This window comes from Pseudomonas sp. REST10 (assembly GCF_029542605.1).
Taxonomy (GTDB): Bacteria; Pseudomonadota; Gammaproteobacteria; order Pseudomonadales; family Pseudomonadaceae; genus Aquipseudomonas; species Aquipseudomonas khazarica.
In genome coordinates, this window is the sequence record NZ_CP035677.1 from 1,597,898 (window position 1) to 1,612,041 (window position 14,144).

16 protein-coding genes are annotated in these 14,144 nt (G+C 64.8%); 4 read left to right on the plus strand and 12 right to left on the minus strand.

The annotated features are described in order from the left end of the window. Positions 1 to 16: 16 nt before the first annotated feature. The gene (locus EWH21_RS07400) at positions 17 to 766 is read left to right on the plus strand and encodes an AraC family transcriptional regulator (RefSeq protein WP_134677311.1); all 750 of its coding nucleotides are present in this window, start codon (positions 17 to 19) and stop codon (positions 764 to 766) included. 7 nt (positions 767 to 773) lie between these two features. Here the strand turns inward: EWH21_RS07400 and EWH21_RS07405 are convergent, their stop codons facing one another. From EWH21_RS07405 to minC, 8 genes are all read right to left on the minus strand, one after another. After that, positions 774 to 1,931, minus strand: coding sequence for an AAA family ATPase (locus tag EWH21_RS07405; protein ID WP_047591745.1), 1,158 nt, complete (start codon positions 1,929 to 1,931; stop codon positions 774 to 776). 1 nt (position 1,932) lies between these two features. Next, positions 1,933 to 2,805: an RNA ligase family protein gene (locus EWH21_RS07410; protein ID WP_277700191.1), complete on the minus strand. Its 873-nt coding sequence runs from the start codon at positions 2,803 to 2,805 to the stop codon at positions 1,933 to 1,935. 241 nt (positions 2,806 to 3,046) lie between these two features. After that, entirely contained in the window at positions 3,047 to 3,634 is a 588-nt protein-coding gene (gene lpcA, locus EWH21_RS07415) for a D-sedoheptulose 7-phosphate isomerase (RefSeq protein ID WP_277700192.1), read from the minus strand. Positions 3,635 to 3,798: 164 nt separating this feature from the next. After that, positions 3,799 to 5,088: a M18 family aminopeptidase gene (locus tag EWH21_RS07420; RefSeq protein WP_277700193.1), complete on the minus strand. Its 1,290-nt coding sequence runs from the start codon at positions 5,086 to 5,088 to the stop codon at positions 3,799 to 3,801. A 70-nt stretch (positions 5,089 to 5,158) separates the two neighbouring features. Beyond that, positions 5,159 to 5,824, minus strand: coding sequence for an RluA family pseudouridine synthase (locus EWH21_RS07425; RefSeq protein WP_269319939.1), 666 nt, complete (start codon positions 5,822 to 5,824; stop codon positions 5,159 to 5,161). 110 nt (positions 5,825 to 5,934) lie between these two features. Then, complete coding sequence (gene minE / locus EWH21_RS07430; protein WP_037047177.1) at positions 5,935 to 6,189, minus strand: cell division topological specificity factor MinE; 255 nt, start codon at positions 6,187 to 6,189, stop codon at positions 5,935 to 5,937. Next, positions 6,186 to 7,001 (minus strand): septum site-determining protein MinD, encoded by an 816-nt coding sequence (minD, locus tag EWH21_RS07435; RefSeq protein WP_037047179.1) that lies wholly within the window; start codon positions 6,999 to 7,001, stop codon positions 6,186 to 6,188. Before minD ends, minE begins: the two co-directional genes overlap by 4 nt. A gap of 100 nt (positions 7,002 to 7,101) precedes the next feature. Beyond that, complete coding sequence (gene minC / locus EWH21_RS07440) at positions 7,102 to 7,830, minus strand: septum site-determining protein MinC (RefSeq protein ID WP_150608539.1); 729 nt, start codon at positions 7,828 to 7,830, stop codon at positions 7,102 to 7,104. 202 nt (positions 7,831 to 8,032) lie between these two features. On the opposite strand from minC, the gene EWH21_RS07445 reads away from it, so the two are divergent. Next, positions 8,033 to 8,965: a lipid A biosynthesis lauroyl acyltransferase gene (locus tag EWH21_RS07445; protein ID WP_277700194.1), complete on the plus strand. Its 933-nt coding sequence runs from the start codon at positions 8,033 to 8,035 to the stop codon at positions 8,963 to 8,965. Positions 8,966 to 9,000: 35 nt separating this feature from the next. Further along, the gene (locus tag EWH21_RS07450) at positions 9,001 to 10,182 is read left to right on the plus strand and encodes a patatin-like phospholipase family protein (protein WP_037047201.1); all 1,182 of its coding nucleotides are present in this window, start codon (positions 9,001 to 9,003) and stop codon (positions 10,180 to 10,182) included. Between the two features lie 6 nt (positions 10,183 to 10,188). Here EWH21_RS07450 and EWH21_RS07455 read toward each other — a convergent pair whose 3' ends face one another. The 4 genes from EWH21_RS07455 to EWH21_RS07470 all read right to left on the minus strand — a co-directional run bounded on the left by EWH21_RS07455 (position 10,189) and on the right by EWH21_RS07470 (position 13,609). Beyond that, on the minus strand, positions 10,189 to 11,043 hold the full coding sequence (locus EWH21_RS07455; RefSeq protein WP_277700195.1) for a pirin family protein: 855 nt from the start codon (positions 11,041 to 11,043) through the stop codon (positions 10,189 to 10,191). Between the two features lie 116 nt (positions 11,044 to 11,159). Further along, positions 11,160 to 11,927 (minus strand): VacJ family lipoprotein, encoded by a 768-nt coding sequence (locus EWH21_RS07460; protein WP_277700196.1) that lies wholly within the window; start codon positions 11,925 to 11,927, stop codon positions 11,160 to 11,162. Then, positions 11,920 to 13,218, minus strand: coding sequence for a serine/threonine protein kinase (locus EWH21_RS07465; RefSeq protein ID WP_277700197.1), 1,299 nt, complete (start codon positions 13,216 to 13,218; stop codon positions 11,920 to 11,922). The genes EWH21_RS07460 and EWH21_RS07465 overlap by 8 nt, the downstream gene beginning before the upstream one ends. 169 nt (positions 13,219 to 13,387) lie before the next feature. After that, positions 13,388 to 13,609, minus strand: coding sequence for a DUF2061 domain-containing protein (locus tag EWH21_RS07470; protein WP_037047218.1), 222 nt, complete (start codon positions 13,607 to 13,609; stop codon positions 13,388 to 13,390). A gap of 198 nt (positions 13,610 to 13,807) precedes the next feature. Between EWH21_RS07470 and EWH21_RS07475 the strand changes: the two genes are divergently transcribed. Continuing rightward, a complete protein-coding gene (locus EWH21_RS07475) occupies positions 13,808 to 14,137 on the plus strand; it encodes a DHCW motif cupin fold protein (protein ID WP_277700198.1) in 330 nt (109 codons plus the stop codon). Positions 14,138 to 14,144 lie beyond the last annotated feature (7 nt).

Sequence of the window (14,144 nt, forward strand, 5' to 3'; positions counted from 1 at the left end):
CTGTCAGTCTGCCGTTATGTTGCAAGCCCGTGTGATCCGCCTGGATGAACAGGCCCATGAACATGCCCATGATCATCATCAACTGGTGATGTCCCTGGTCGGTCGTGCCGAATTCGAGGTCGGTGGCCGTGGTGGGGAGGTCTGCCGCATGCGTGCCTGCCTGGTGCCCGGGGATGCGGCTCACCAGTTCGCCGGCATGGGCGAGAATCGCATGCTGATTCTCGACCTGGACGAGCAGGACACGCCCAGCGAGGACCTCGAACTGCTTCACCGCCTGTTCGAGAAACCCTGCTACCCGGCGCTCGATGTCGACTTCCAGAACCTGCTCAATTATGCCGGCTCCGAGCTGGAGCGCTACGGCAGCGACTCGATCCTGGCGCGCTCCATCGGCGGCGTGCTGCTGCGTGCACTGCACCTGCGGCTGTTCGGCGAACAGCGTCGTCCGGCGCAGGGCGCGCTGGACCTGCAGCGCCTCGATCATTACATCGGCGAACACCTGGCGCGGCGCATCAGTGTTGCCGAGCTGGCCCAGGTGATGTGCCTGAGTCCGAGCCACTTCCATGCGCAGTTCAAGGACAGCGTCGGCCTCACCCCGCACCAGTACCTGCTCAAGACCCGTCTCGACCGGGCTGCCCGCCTGCTGCGCGAGAGCAACCTGCCGTTGGTACGGGTCGCCGAAGAGTGCGGCTTCTCCAGCCAGAGCGCCCTGACCACCGCGATGCGCCGCTACCTGGGGCTGACGCCCAAGCGGGTACGTGCCGCCTGAAGTCACCTCACCTTCTGCGCTCTGCGTCCTGTGTGCAGTAGCGTACCCGGTGCGCCTCGGTCGGTAGCGGTACTTCCCATTTGAACAGCATGCGCCGCAGCGCTTCATTGCTCAGGCTGGTATCGCGCTGCCTGTTGCGCTGGAAGATGGTCGCTTCGGGCATCTCCAGGTAGACGATCTCGACCTGAGCCTGGTAGGCATAAAGCAGGTCGAGTGTCTTCTTGCGCATCTGTGCCGACAAGTGGGTGGAGTTCCATACGAACGGGCGTTGTTCGCGCAGGAGCGCCTTGGCCTGTTCGATTGCATGGTGCGCTGCGGCGCCCTCGTTCTCGCCGTGGCGCAGGCCCAGCTGCTGGCGTGCGTCATCGAAGGACACCACCGGCAGCTGCGGGTGCTGTTGCTCGACCCAGGTATTCTTTCCGCTGGCGGGCATGCCGGACAGCATGATCACCTGCGAGCCCGAGGGCTCATGCAGGGCGTAGTCCGGATGCACGCGGGCGCCGCGCAGGTACTGCACGCGGGTGTAGTCGTCGGCATAGGCACGCGGGCCGTGCAGGCAGCCTTCCTCGGCGGCGAGCTGGCGAAACAGTTCGATGTCGTCGAGTACGGCGGCCTTGCCGATGTAATCGCGGCCCTGCATGTCGGCCTCGGCCACCGCGCAGAGCATCCACACCGGCAACTCCCACGACAGCTTGTGAAGGATGAACTCGGCGCTGTGGCCGCTACGCGAGTCGCCCAGGGCGAAGAACGGCAATTGGTGCACCGCGATGATCCGGCAGATCTGCTCGCGCCACTCGAATGGTACGCCCGCGCGCCAGAGCAGCAGGCGCGTGTCCACTGCGCCGCGCCGCGAGTGGCCGGGTTGGCCGATGCGTCCGCTTTCGCTGTCGATCACCGTGGTATCCGGTTTGGCGATGTCGTGCAGCAGGGCGGCGAAGAACAGCACGAAGCGTTGCGCGTCAGTCGCCTGCTGGTACGCGCGCTGCTCGAGCAGCGCCTCGACCACCATGCAGGTGTGAATCCAGACATTGCCCTCTGCATGGTAATGGGCGTCCTGCGGGGTTTCGGCCAGCCGGCCGAGGGCCGGAATGGCCGCGAGGCAGGCTGCCGGGTCGAAGCGCTGGCCCGCGTCGGGCACCAGGCGCTGCAAGTGTTGAATGTCCATCTCAGTAACTCCCTGAATAACCCTCACGCGGGCCGTTCCAGTCCAGGGCCAGGCGAGGGGAATAAAGATCGGCCAGCGTGGCCAGCCGGTTGGCGATGAAAGGCTGGCTGGCGTGGTGCTGGTCGGCGTCGAGGATCGCCTGGACGAAGTCCTGGCGAACCCATTTGAGGCGAGAGCGGGTGCAGTGCTCGTCTTCCACCTTGAGGTACAGCCCTTCCATCTGGCTGGAGCGATCGCATTGACGCCAGGCACGAGGCAGGTCCAGTCCTTCGCGCGCCACCGCTGCCTCGAAGGTTTTCTGCCAGATCGCGGACTTGGCCAGCGAATGGCCGACCAGCTCCAGCAGGTCTTCCAGGCGCCTGGGCGCCGGGCCCTCATACAGTACCGGTACCGACAGCACCGGGCCGTCCTGCAGCAGGTGGCGCCTTGCTGCGGTGGAGAGGTACAGCCCCTGGGCGCGGTCCCAGATGTCGAACTCACAGAAGTAGTGCGGCAGCTGGTCGTAGAACACCGAGTGCTTCTTGTGCAGCCATTCGCCGAACAGCACGTAGCGGTCTTCCAGGCGTTCCAGTAACCAGCGTTCGTGGGCCACGGCCCACTGCTTGAACAGATTGAACTGCCGCTCGCGGCCGCCGCCGGTGAGGTAATGGCCGCGCGATTGCAGCAACAGCTCTCCGGCGCTGGAAAAGCTGATGCCGGCGTTGGCGCCATCGAGTTTTTCCTCGACCACCAGCCACTGGCCATGCAGTTCGTGGTAACGCACCTGGTCGGCGTTGCTGTCGCCAGGCTGCAGTCGCGAGCCTTGCAAATGCGGTGTACGTGGGTACTTGTGCAGTTCGAGGTTGTGCAGATTGCACGATGAATCCATGTTCATGGGTTTTCTCCTTGGGTATCAGGGAAAACCGACGACAGGACTCGAGCAGCAGGGCGTGGGAAGCGTCCGCGCAGGTGCGCGGGCAGCCATCAGGCGCGATGGACCGTCGTCGGTATCAGGCGAGTTGGCAGGTGCAGGGCACGTCGTTCACCACTTGGGAGATAGGTTGAATAGCGAAGGGCGCGCATTCAAACGCCAACCTGGCCGGTTGTCAAGCACGGCCAGGGGCAAGAAGGGCGTTTCAGGCGTAGTTCTGCGGGCTCAGCTTGCGTTCGATCAGCTCGATGAGGATGTGCAGCACTTTGATGTGCAGTTCTTGCACACGGTCGGCGAAGTCGCCGCCGGGGGCGCAGATGCACACGTCGGCCAGGTCTTCCAGCAGCGAGCCGGGCTTGCCGGTCAGGGCGATCACCTTCACGCCGAGCGCCTTGGCGGTTTCGGCGGCCTTGACCACGTTGGGGCTCTTGCCGCTGGTGCTGATGGCGATCAGCACGTCGCCTTCGCGGCCGTGCGACTCGATGTAGCGCGAGAAGATGAAGTCGTAGCCGAAGTCATTGGCCACGCAGCTGATGTGGCTGGGGTCGCTGATCGACACGGCGGCGATGCCGGGGCGGTTCCTGCGGTAGCGTCCGGTCAGCTCCTCGGCGAAGTGCATGGCGTCGCACATCGAGCCGCCATTGCCGCAGGAGAAGGCCTTGCCCTTGTGCTCGAAGCTCTCGACCAGCAGCTCGGCAGCACGCTGGATGTTGGCCAGGGTCTGTTCGTTGCCGAGGAAGGCTTCCAGCGCACGCTGGGCTTCCTGCAGGCTGTTGCGGATATGTTCGATCATGGCAGGTCTTGGAACCTCTTTGGCAGTTTCGCGAGCCAGAGCCATGCAAGGCGAAAGCTGGCGAGAAAGCGGAGTTTACGCGTTGTAAATCGGCATTTCGACTGGGCTGGCGCTTCAGCCGGTGCAACACGGCAGGGTTGAAGCGCAGCGGATTTCAACAGGTTTCAGGGCAGCTCGGGGCTCGAGTAGAACGCGGTCAGGACCTTCACCAGGTGATCCAGGTCATGGCTGCCGGCGAGTTCGCGAACCGAGTGCATGGCGAAGGTGGGCAGGCCGATATCGACCGTACGCAGGCCCAGCTGGCTGGCGGTGATCGGGCCGATGGTCGAGCCGCAGCCCATGTCGCTGCGCACCACGAAGCTCTGCACCGGTACTTCGTTCTCCAGGCACAGGTGGCGGAAGAAGCCGGCGGTCTCGCTGTTGGTGGCGTAGCGCTGGTTGCTGTTGATCTTGATCACCGGGCCGGCGTTGAGTTTCGGGCCGTGGTTACCGTCGTGCTTGTCGGCGTAGTTCGGGTGTACGCCATGGGCGTTGTCGGCCGAGACCAGCAGCGAGCGCTGGATGGTGCGGACGAAACCCTCGCCTGTCGGCAGGACGCGGCGCAGTACCTGTTCGAGGAAGGGGCCGTCGGCGCCACAGGCCGAGCAGGAGCCGACCTCTTCGTGATCGGTGCACACCAGTACGCAGGTTTCTTCGTCGCTGGAGTCGATCAGCGCCTGCAGGCCGGCGTAGCACGACAGCAGGTTGTCCAGGCGCGCACTGGCGATGAAGTCCTGGTTGAGGCCGACGACGGCGGCGCTCTGGGTGTCGTAGAAACTCAGCTCGTAGTCGAGTACCGCGTCCGGGTTGAAGTCATGCTCCATGGCCAGCTGTTCGGCGAGCAGGGCGCGGAAGTCGGCGGTCTCGCTGCTGGCGAGCTGGGCGAGAATCGGTGGCAGCTCGGTCTGCGGGTTGATCGCCCAGCCCTGGTTGGCCTCGCGGTTGAGGTGGATGGCCAGGTTGGGGATCACGGCGATCGGCTGGTAGAAGTCGATCAGCTGGCTTTCCACCTTGCCGTCGCGCCGGTAGGTGACGCGGCCGGCCAGCGACAGGTCGCGGTCGAACCAGGGCGCGAGCAGGGCGCCGCCGTAGACCTCCACGCCGAGCTGGAAGTAGCCCTGGCGTTGCAGTTCCGGGCTGGGTTTCACCCGCAGGCAGGGGCTGTCGGTGTGGGCGCCGACCAGGCGCAGGCCGCCTTCGAGGGCCGGGCGCTTACCCAGCTTGAAGGCGATGAGCGACGAGTCGTTGCGGGTCACGTAGTAGCGGCCGCCGGTCTCGAGATGCCAGGTCGCGCGTTCGTCCAGGTGGCGATAACCGGCCGCTTCGAGGCGCATGGCCAGGCTGGTGGTCGCGTGGAAAGGCGTGGGGGAGGCGTTGAGAAAGTCGATCAGCCCGATATTGAGTTCTTCGCGCATGCATGGCTCCAGACAGCGATGGCGCAGTTTAACCGTTTTGCCCCGGCTTGGCAGAGACGTAACCGGCAGGTCAGAACGGCGCCGGGCACTCGAAACGCATGCGCTCGCCGCTTTGCGGGTGGGTGAGGGCGAGCATGCTGGCGTGCAGGCACAGGCGCTCGTGGGCGGCGAGGGCCTGTTCGTGCGCATAGAGGCGGTCGCCGAGCAGCGGGTGGCCGATGGACAGCATGTGCACGCGCAGCTGGTGCGAGCGCCCGGTGATCGGCGTCAGCTCCACCCGGCACCAGTCGCCACAGCGCTCGAGAATGCGCCAGTGGGTCAGGGCGTGCTTGCCCAGTTCGTGGTCGACGACATGGCGCGGCTTGGTCGGTGGGTCGTAGCGCAGGGGCAGGTCGATGCTGCCACTGTCGGCCGTGGGCTGGCCCCAGCACAGCGCGGTATAGGCCTTCTCGGTCTCACGGTCGTGGAACTGCCGCGACAGTTCGCGGTGGCTGTCGGCGTCGCGCGCCAGCACGATGATCCCGGAGGTTTCCCAGTCCAGCCGATGGACGATGCGTGCCTCGGGGTAGCCGTTTTCCTGCAGGCGGGTGACCAGGCAGTCCTTGTTGTCCTCGGCGCGGCCAGGCACCGACAGCAGCAGGGTGGGCTTGTTGATCACCAGCAGGGCGGCGTCCTGGTGAATGATTTCGATCTGGCTTAGCGGCATGGGCTGTGGCTGGTGTCGGAGCGAACGGATTCGCGATGTGTCTGGCCTGCGCAAGCGACGCGGAAGATCCGCTCGTGCAGGTGCGTGTTGCTACAAATGAACACGGCGGCCGAAGCCGCCGTGAGCGCCGCCGGTGTCGATCAACGATCCGGCAGGGTGATGTTCAGTTCCAGGATCGAGCAACTGCCCTGGTCTTCCAGAGCGACCTGCACGTCCTTCTGGTCGATGTTGACGTACTTGCGGATCACCGCGACCAGCTCCTGCTGCAGGGCAGGCAGGTAGTCGGGCTGGCTGCGCTGGCCACGTTCGTGGGCCACGATGATCTGCAGGCGTTCCTTGGCGATGGATGCTGTGGTTTCCTTCTTGCGCGAACGCAAGAAGTCGAAAATATTCATTCTCGACCTCCAAACAGGCGCTGCAGGAAGCCCTGCTTCTTCACATCGAGGAAGCGATGCGGCATGTCCTTGCCCAGCAGGCGGTCGACAGCGTCGCTGTAAGCCTGGCCGGCATCGCTCTGGTCGTCGAGGATGACTGGGATACCCTGGTTGGAAGCCTTGAGCACGGCCTGCGACTCGGGAATGACGCCGAGCAGGCGGATGGCGAGGATTTCCTCGACGTCCTCGACGCCAAGCATTTCGCCCTTGGTGACGCGCTCGGGGTTGTAGCGGGTCAGCAGCAGGTGTTCCTTGATCGGCTCCTCGCCTTTCTCGGCGCGGCGCGACTTGCTCGCCAGCAGGCCGAGCATGCGGTCGGAGTCACGCACCGAGGACACTTCCGGGTTGGTCACGACGATGGCTTCGTCGGCGAAGTACATCGCCAGGTGCGCGCCTTTCTCGATACCGGCTGGCGAGTCGCAGACCACGTATTCGAAGTTCTCCGACAGCTCGGCGATGACCTTCTCGACGCCTTCCTGGGTCAGCGCGTCCTTGTCACGGGTCTGGCTGGCGGCCAGCACGTAGAGGTTTTCCAGGCGCTTGTCCTTGATCAGGGCCTGGGTGAGGGTGGCTTCGCCGTTGACGACGTTGACGAAGTCGTACACCACGCGGCGTTCGCAGCCCATGATCAGGTCGAGGTTACGCAGACCGACGTCGAAGTCGACGATGACGGTCTTGTGCCCGCGCAGGGCGAGGCCGGTGCCGATGGCAGCGCTGGTGGTGGTTTTACCGACGCCACCCTTGCCGGAAGTGACTACGAGGATCTTGGCCAAGGTGATTCACCCCAAAAAAAGAAGATAACGCGGGAATCCGTGGCCATTTAAGGCTTCCAGATGCCCTTTCTGTGTCCCTGAAAAATGGCCGCAGTATCCGTTAAAGGCGGGTGATGTTCAACACGTCACCCGACAGGCTGACCTGGACGGCATCCCCCCACAGCGGGTCACGTCGCAGGTCTTCGGCGACCTTGTAATGGCCGGCGATCGACAGCATTTCGGCGCCCATCTGTTGACAGAATATGCGTGCCTTGGCGTTGCCCTTTATACCTGCCAGGGCGCGGCCGCGCATGGGCGCGTAAACATGGATGTTGCCATCGGCGAGAAGTTCCGCCCCGGCGCTGACCGGGGCGAGGACGATCAGGTCCGCACCCTGGGCATAGATCTGCTGCCCGCCGCGCACCGGTGTGGTGACGATGCGGCTGGGCTTGTGCTCGGGCTCGGCGGGTTTCTCTTCCACCTTCTTCGGCGCCGGGTCGAGCGGGCGTTCGCGCGCGCCGGACGGCGGCAGCACCGGCAGGTCCAGGGCTTCGGCGGCGGCCACGTCGCTCTCGCGGGAGGCGCGTATGGCCAGGGTGCGCAGGCCATGGCGACGGCAGACGGCCATCAGTTCGGCCAGGTCCAGCTGCCCTTCGCCTTCCGGGAGCTTGTCCAGCGCCAGGACCAGGGGGGTGTTGCTGAAGAACGCCGGGGCCTGGGCGACCTTTTCCGTCAGTTGGGCGTCGAGGCGTTCGAGATCGTTGTGGGCCAGCTCCATCACGGTGATGGCCAGCATGCTGCCCTTGAGCTGGAATACGGGGTCTTGGGCGAGGAGATCGGCTTGGCTCATGGTCGAAAGAGGAGACTTCTGCAGCACTACGAAAGGTTGCCGGACTTATAGCGGTATCGACTGCGCACCGCAACTCGAAGGCCGGTTGCAGGACATTGACCGGCAAACCCTGACAGCGTTCGCATGGCGTGCGGCTGGTTGGCGAGTCAGGCCGGCAAAGTGGGGTAGAATGCGCGGCCCTGCCTGTGACCGGACCCGCTACATGGAACGCCCCCGCTTTCGCGCCTACTTTCTGCACCCGCGCTTCTGGCCAATGTGGCTGGGTCTCGGCGTGTTGTGGCTGGTGGTGCAGTTGCCCTATCGCCTGCAACTGCAGCTCGGGCGTCTGCTGGGCTGGCTGATGTTCCGCCTGGCCGGCCCGCGCCGGCAGATCGCCGAGCGCAACCTGCAGCTGTGTTTCCCGGGCAAGAGCGCGGCCGAACGCGAGCGGCTGCTGCGCGAGAACTTCGCGTCCACCGGCATCGCCTTCTTCGAGATGGCCATGAGCTGGTGGTGGCCCCGATCGCGCCTGGCCCGCCTGGCACATGTCGAGGGGCTGGAGCACCTGCAGCAGGCGCAGGCCGCCGGGCAGGGCGTGATCCTCATGGCGGTGCACTTCACCACCCTGGAGATCGGTGCGGCGCTGCTGGGCCAGCAGCACACCATCGACGGCATGTACCGCGAGCACGACAACCCGCTGTTCGATTTCATCCAGCGCCGTGGACGTGAGCGGCACAACCGCGACGCCACGGCCATCGAGCGCGAGGACATTCGCGCCATGCTCAAGGTGCTGCGTGCCGGTCGGGCCATCTGGTACGCGCCGGACCAGGACTACGGGCGCAAGCAGAGCATCTTCGTGCCGCTGTTCGGCATACCGGCCGCCACGGTCACTGCCACCACCAAGTTCGCGCGCCTGGGCAAGGCACGCGTGGTGCCCTTCACCCAGCAGCGCCTGGCCGATGGCAGCGGTTATCGCCTGGTGATCCATCCGCCGCTGGCCGATTTCCCCGGGGACAGCGAAGAGGCCGATTGCCTGCGCATCAACCAGTGGATCGAGCAGGTCGTCAGTGCCTGCCCCGAGCAGTACCTGTGGGCGCACCGACGCTTCAAGACGCGTCCCGAGGGCGAACCGAAGCTGTACGGGACGCGCAAGTAGCCCATCTATACTGCAACGAAAAACAGGACCGCCCGATGACCGTCATTGCCCACCCTCACGAGCCCGTTACCGGGCTGATTCTTTCCGGTGGCGGGGCGCGGGCGGCCTATCAGGTGGGTGTGCTGTCGGCCATTGCCGATCTGCTGCCCGATGCCTCGCACAACCCCTTTCCGGTCATCGTTGGCACCTCGGCGGGGGCGATCAATGCGGTGAGCCTGGCCTGCGGTGCGTTGCAGTTCGGTGAGGCGGTGCGCCGTCTGACCTCGGTCTGGCAGGGCTTTCATACGCGGATGGTGTACCGCAGCGACTGGCCGGGCGTGCTGCGCCAGGCTGCGCGTTTCGTGGGGCACAGCCTGCTGGGTATCGGGCGCGACATCCCGGTGGCGCTGCTCGACAGCTCCCCGTTGCGCGAGTTGCTGGCCCGTGAGCTGGATTTCTCCGGCATCGCGGCCGCGGTGCGCCATCGCCGCTTGCGGGCGATCGCCGTCACGGCATTCGGCTACGAAAGTGGCCAGGCGGTGACCTTCTACCAGGGGCGGGCGACCATCGATCCCTGGTTTCGCCATCGCCGTGTCGGCATTCCCACCCGCCTGAATCTCGAACATCTGCTGGCCAGTGCGTCGATCCCGCTGATCTTCCCGCCGGTGAGAATCCACCGTGAGTACTTCGGCGACGGTGCTGTGCGGCAGGCGGCGCCCATCAGCCCGGCATTGCATCTGGGCGCCAGCCGGGTGCTGGTGATCGGTGTCAGCGGCAATACCCAGGGCGAATCGGAGGCGCCGGCACCACGGGTCTCCAGCAACCGGCCACCGAGCCTGGCGCAGATCGGCGGACACATGCTCAACAGCACCTTCATCGACAACCTGGAAACCGATATCGAGCTGCTCGAACGGCTCAACCAGATGAGCGAACTGGTGCCGCCCGAGCTTCGGCCCAGGGGCCTGGGGCTGAATCCGGTGGACGTGCTGGTGATCGCCCCGAGCCAGCCGCTGGATCAGATCGCGGCGCGCCACCAGCGTGAGCTGCCCCGCGCGCTGCGCCTGTTCCTGCGTGGTCCGGGGGCGACCAAGACCAGCGGCGCCGGGGTGCTCAGCTACCTGTTGTTCGAGCCCGGCTACTGCAGCGAACTGATCGAACTGGGCTACCAGGATGCCATGGCGCGCAAGGCCGAGCTGAGTCGCTTCCTCGGCCTCACCGAGCTGACGCAGTCCGCCTGACGCGCGTTACGCCAGCACGCCGTCCCGGAAGTCGCGCAACGCCTGTTCGATCTCTTCGCGACTGTTCATCACGAACGGACCGTATTGCACGATGGGCTCGTTCAGTGGTGTGCCCGCGATCAGCAACACCCCCGCACCCTGGGCGCTGGCCAGTTGCAGCTGGCCTTCTTCGGACAGGCGTATCAGGCGACCGGCGCCGACCGTCTGCGTGCTGGCAGCGGCGAGCTGCAGCTGACCTTCGTAGACGTACAGCATCACCCGTTGGCCATCGGTCAGGCGCGGTGCGACCTGGCTGCCGGGCGCCAGGCGCAGGTCGAACAGCTGTGGCTGGGTATGCGGGCGCTGCACGGCGCCGACCTGGCGCTGTTCGCCATCGTCGAACTCGCCCGCGATCACCACCACCTCCACGCCGGTGCGGGTGACGAGGCGTGGAATGTCGGCGGCCGAAATGTCGCGGTAGTCGGCTTCGCCCAGCTTGTCCCTGGCTGGCAGGTTAAGCCATAGCTGGAAGCCGCGCATGGCGCCGGACTCCTGCTCGGGCATTTCGCTGTGGATGATGCCGCGTGCTGCGGTCATCCACTGCACGCCGCCGCTGCCCAGCAGGCCGACGTTGCCGAGGTGGTCCTCATGGCGCATGCGCCCCTCGAGCATGTAGGTGATGGTCTCGAAGCCACGGTGCGGATGAGGCGGGAAGCCGGCGATGTAGTCGTCGGGATTGTCGGTGGCGAATTCGTCGAGCATGAGGAACGGGTCGAAGCGCTCCAGGCCCGGTCCGCCGATCACGCGGTTGAGGCGCACGCCGGCGCCGTCGGAGGCCGGCTGGCCTGGCTGGATGCTGATGATGCGGCGCTGTTGGGTCATGGCAATGGGCTCCGTTCGAGGCGAGGAATGAGCCCATGCTATGCCGATCATGTCGATCGATGGTCGCAATTTTCCCGCGCTAAATATCGAATCGATCGATGTTTAGCGCGGGTATCTCAGTCGGCAATCTTGAGTTTGCGCGACTCATGGTAGAAGTAGCGGATCTTCTCGTACTCGAATGGCGAGTTGAGCTGGCCGTAGCGGAAGCTGGTGTTGGCGCGCGTGTCTACCACGCGCAGCGCGGTGATGCCGGGGTTGTCGCTACTGGCATCTGCCACGTCGAGGTAGTTGACCGCGCTTTCGAGGCTGTAGTCCATCACCAGCCCGCCGGTGTCGCGCAGGTTGGATGGGCCGAGCAGCGGCAGCATCAGATAGGGGCCGGCAGGTACACCGTAGTAGCCGAGGGTCTGGCCGAAGTCCTCGGAGTGCCTGGGCAGGCCCATGTGCGTGGCCGGGTCCCAGATGCCGCCGATGCCGAGAATGGTGTTGAACAGCAGGCGTGCCGTGCTGTTCATCGCCCGCTGTCCCTTCAGTTGCAGCAGGCTGTTGGCCAGGGTGGGAATTTCACCCAGGTTGCTGAAGAAGTTGTGTACGCCGGTCTGCACCAGGTTTGGTGTGACGTAACGATAGCCGTTGACGACCGGCAGGAACACCCACTGATCGAAACGGTAGTTGAAGTGGTAGACGCGGCGGTTCCAGGGTTCCAGCGGGTCATAGACCCGCAGTGCGTCGCTGGAGGCGCGTTCGAACTCCTGCTGGTCCAGTCCGGGGTTGAATTTCAGGTCCTGCAGCGGGTTGGTGAAGCCGTCGGCGTCGACCTCGCCGGCCCAGGCGTGTGCACTGGCCAGCAGCAGGGCGATGATCAGGTTGCTGTGCTTAGCCACGGAAGAACTCCAGCATGGCGTCGCTGTTGACGCGGTAGTTGAGGTTGCCGCAGTGCCCGCCACGCGGGTACAGGGTCAGGCGCTCGCCGAAGGTACGACGCAGAAAACCGATGTCGCCCTTGCCGAGAATCAGATCGTCGGCGTTGTGCATCACGGCGATCTTGTCGCTGCCGCTGAGGTAGTCCTCGAGGGCATAGAGGCTGCTTTGTTCGATCAGCTGGTTGAGGCTGCCGCCGTCGTAGCGGGCACGCCACATGGGCATCAGCTGCTCGGCGATGTAGCAATCGAAGTCGCAGCGCAGCGCCAGCTGGAAGAACGGGGTGAGGCTGGTGCTTTCGGTGATGCGGTAATCCCGCGGGGTGATCAGCCCGCGCCGGTTGAGCAGGTCCGAGGTGAAGACGATATCGGCGGAAGAGAAGCGGAACGAAGTGCCGATGAGCATGGCCATCTGCTCGTCGGAGAGCTTTTCCCTGGATTGCTGAAAGTCGTAGAGCATCGCCTCGTTGATGTCGAGGTAGCCCTTGTCGTTGAAGTAGCGGGTCAGCTTGCCCAGCACCAGTTCATAGAAGTTGGTGCTGTTGTCGATGCCCTGCACCCGGGTCTGCACCAGCTTGTCGAGGTTGCTCACCGAGGTGTAGAGGTTCACCGGCGGGTTGAGCAGCAGCACGCGCTTGAAGTCGAAGGCGCGGCGGGTTTCGTCGATCTGGCTGACGAAGGCGGCATGCAGCGCACCGAGGCTGTAGCCGGTAAGCAGGTATTCGCTGACTTGCAGCTTCGGGTGCTGGGCGCGCACCGCCTGCATCGCCCGGTACAGGTCGTCGGCATCGTCCGGGCTGTAGCCTGGCGTGGCGAAGCGCGAGGCGGCGGCCATGAAGTCGTAGCTGGTTGGCGAGGACAGCTGTACGACATGGAAGCCGGCGCCATAGAACAGCTTCTTCAGGTATTCGGTGATGCTGCTGGCGTAGCTGGCGCCGGTGCCGGAGATGATGAAGATCAGCGGCGCGCGGCCCTTCTGTTCGGCCAGGCGGTATTGCAGCTTGGTCACCGGCCAGAAGTTGTCCAGCAGTTCGAACTCCCGGTCCGGGCGCAGGCGAACCGAGTAGTCGCTCTGGTCGATGTCACGGTCATCCGGCAGGGCAGGGCGCAGTTCGGGCGGTGTGGTGGCGATGGTCGCCTCGAACGGGTTGGCCAGCGGATAGCCGTAGCTTTGCGCGTCCACATCGGCGGCCGTCGCGGAGACACAGAAGACCAGGCCGCCGAGCAGGGCGGCGAGTCGGGCAAGGCTGGGCATGTGGTAAGTCCCTTTTAATAAGCGAACATCGGGATTGAAGCGCTCGCTTATGACAGCAGCAAGTCGGGCAAAGTGCCACGTTGCCGTCAACAAGATACATCGAGTCGGTCTGTCCAGCGTCCTTTTCGTCGCCTGCGGGTGTCGCCCTCGGGGTAGGCGGATGCCGGCGTCACGCGTGGTGATGCAACCAGGCGTGCTTGGGAATCGAGTCCTCGCGCTTGCGCTGCTCCAGGCGTGCCCAGACTTTCTCGTGGAAGTAGAAACCGACCGAGTTGCACAGCGGCTCCACTGCAGCCACCAGGCCGCTGACCGCGATGCTGCCGGTCAACAGGTAGGCCACGCCGAAGGCGATGCAGAAGTGCATGATGGTGAAGGTCAGGGTCTTGAGCATGGCGCACCTCGATGAGAATCATTTACCGATGAGGCTCAGGTTAGTACGCCGCAGGTGCCCGGTGAAATGCGCTGTGTCCATGGCCTCGATAGCCTGCGTGCATGAAAGGTTCTCGTGTGAAAGCGGCCGTCTATTCACTTCTCCCGCTTGCCTGCGGCGCGCTAGAGTGCCGCTCTTCATCACAGGGAGTCCCGGTTCATGCACATCCGAGATATCGCCTTTTGCATCACCGACTGGTCCGCCGTCACGCCAACCGAGCACCCGGGCGAAACCGGTCTCGCGCGCTGGAGAACCTGCCAGTTTGGCGAGGTGCGGGTGCGCATGGTCGAGTACTCGCCGGGCTATCTGGCCGACCATTGGTGCCGCAAGGGCCATGTACTGTTGTGCCTGGAGGGCGAGCTGCACACCGAACTGGAGGATGGCCGCGTCTTCGTGCTGGGTCCGGGGATGAGCTACCAGGTGGCTGACGACGCCGAGGCGCACCGTTCCTTCACCGAACAGGGTGCACGGCTGTTCGTGGTCGACTGAACCCTCG

Coding starts and splice junctions, on each gene's coding strand:
- EWH21_RS07400 (WP_134677311.1), top strand. CDS start 17: ATGTTGCAAGCCCGTGTGATCCGCCTGGATGAACAGGCCCATGAACAT.
- EWH21_RS07405 (WP_047591745.1), bottom strand. CDS start 1,931: ATGGACATTCAACACTTGCAGCGCCTGGTGCCCGACGCGGGCCAGCGC.
- EWH21_RS07410 (WP_277700191.1), bottom strand. CDS start 2,805: ATGAACATGGATTCATCGTGCAATCTGCACAACCTCGAACTGCACAAG.
- lpcA (WP_277700192.1), bottom strand. CDS start 3,634: ATGATCGAACATATCCGCAACAGCCTGCAGGAAGCCCAGCGTGCGCTG.
- EWH21_RS07420 (WP_277700193.1), bottom strand. CDS start 5,088: ATGCGCGAAGAACTCAATATCGGGCTGATCGACTTTCTCAACGCCTCC.
- minE (WP_037047177.1), bottom strand. CDS start 6,189: ATGAATATTTTCGACTTCTTGCGTTCGCGCAAGAAGGAAACCACAGCA.
- minC (WP_150608539.1), bottom strand. CDS start 7,830: ATGAGCCAAGCCGATCTCCTCGCCCAAGACCCCGTATTCCAGCTCAAG.
- EWH21_RS07445 (WP_277700194.1), top strand. CDS start 8,033: ATGGAACGCCCCCGCTTTCGCGCCTACTTTCTGCACCCGCGCTTCTGG.
- EWH21_RS07450 (WP_037047201.1), top strand. CDS start 9,001: ATGACCGTCATTGCCCACCCTCACGAGCCCGTTACCGGGCTGATTCTT.
- EWH21_RS07455 (WP_277700195.1), bottom strand. CDS start 11,043: ATGACCCAACAGCGCCGCATCATCAGCATCCAGCCAGGCCAGCCGGCC.
- EWH21_RS07465 (WP_277700197.1), bottom strand. CDS start 13,218: ATGCCCAGCCTTGCCCGACTCGCCGCCCTGCTCGGCGGCCTGGTCTTC.
- EWH21_RS07470 (WP_037047218.1), bottom strand. CDS start 13,609: ATGCTCAAGACCCTGACCTTCACCATCATGCACTTCTGCATCGCCTTC.
- EWH21_RS07475 (WP_277700198.1), top strand. CDS start 13,808: ATGCACATCCGAGATATCGCCTTTTGCATCACCGACTGGTCCGCCGTC.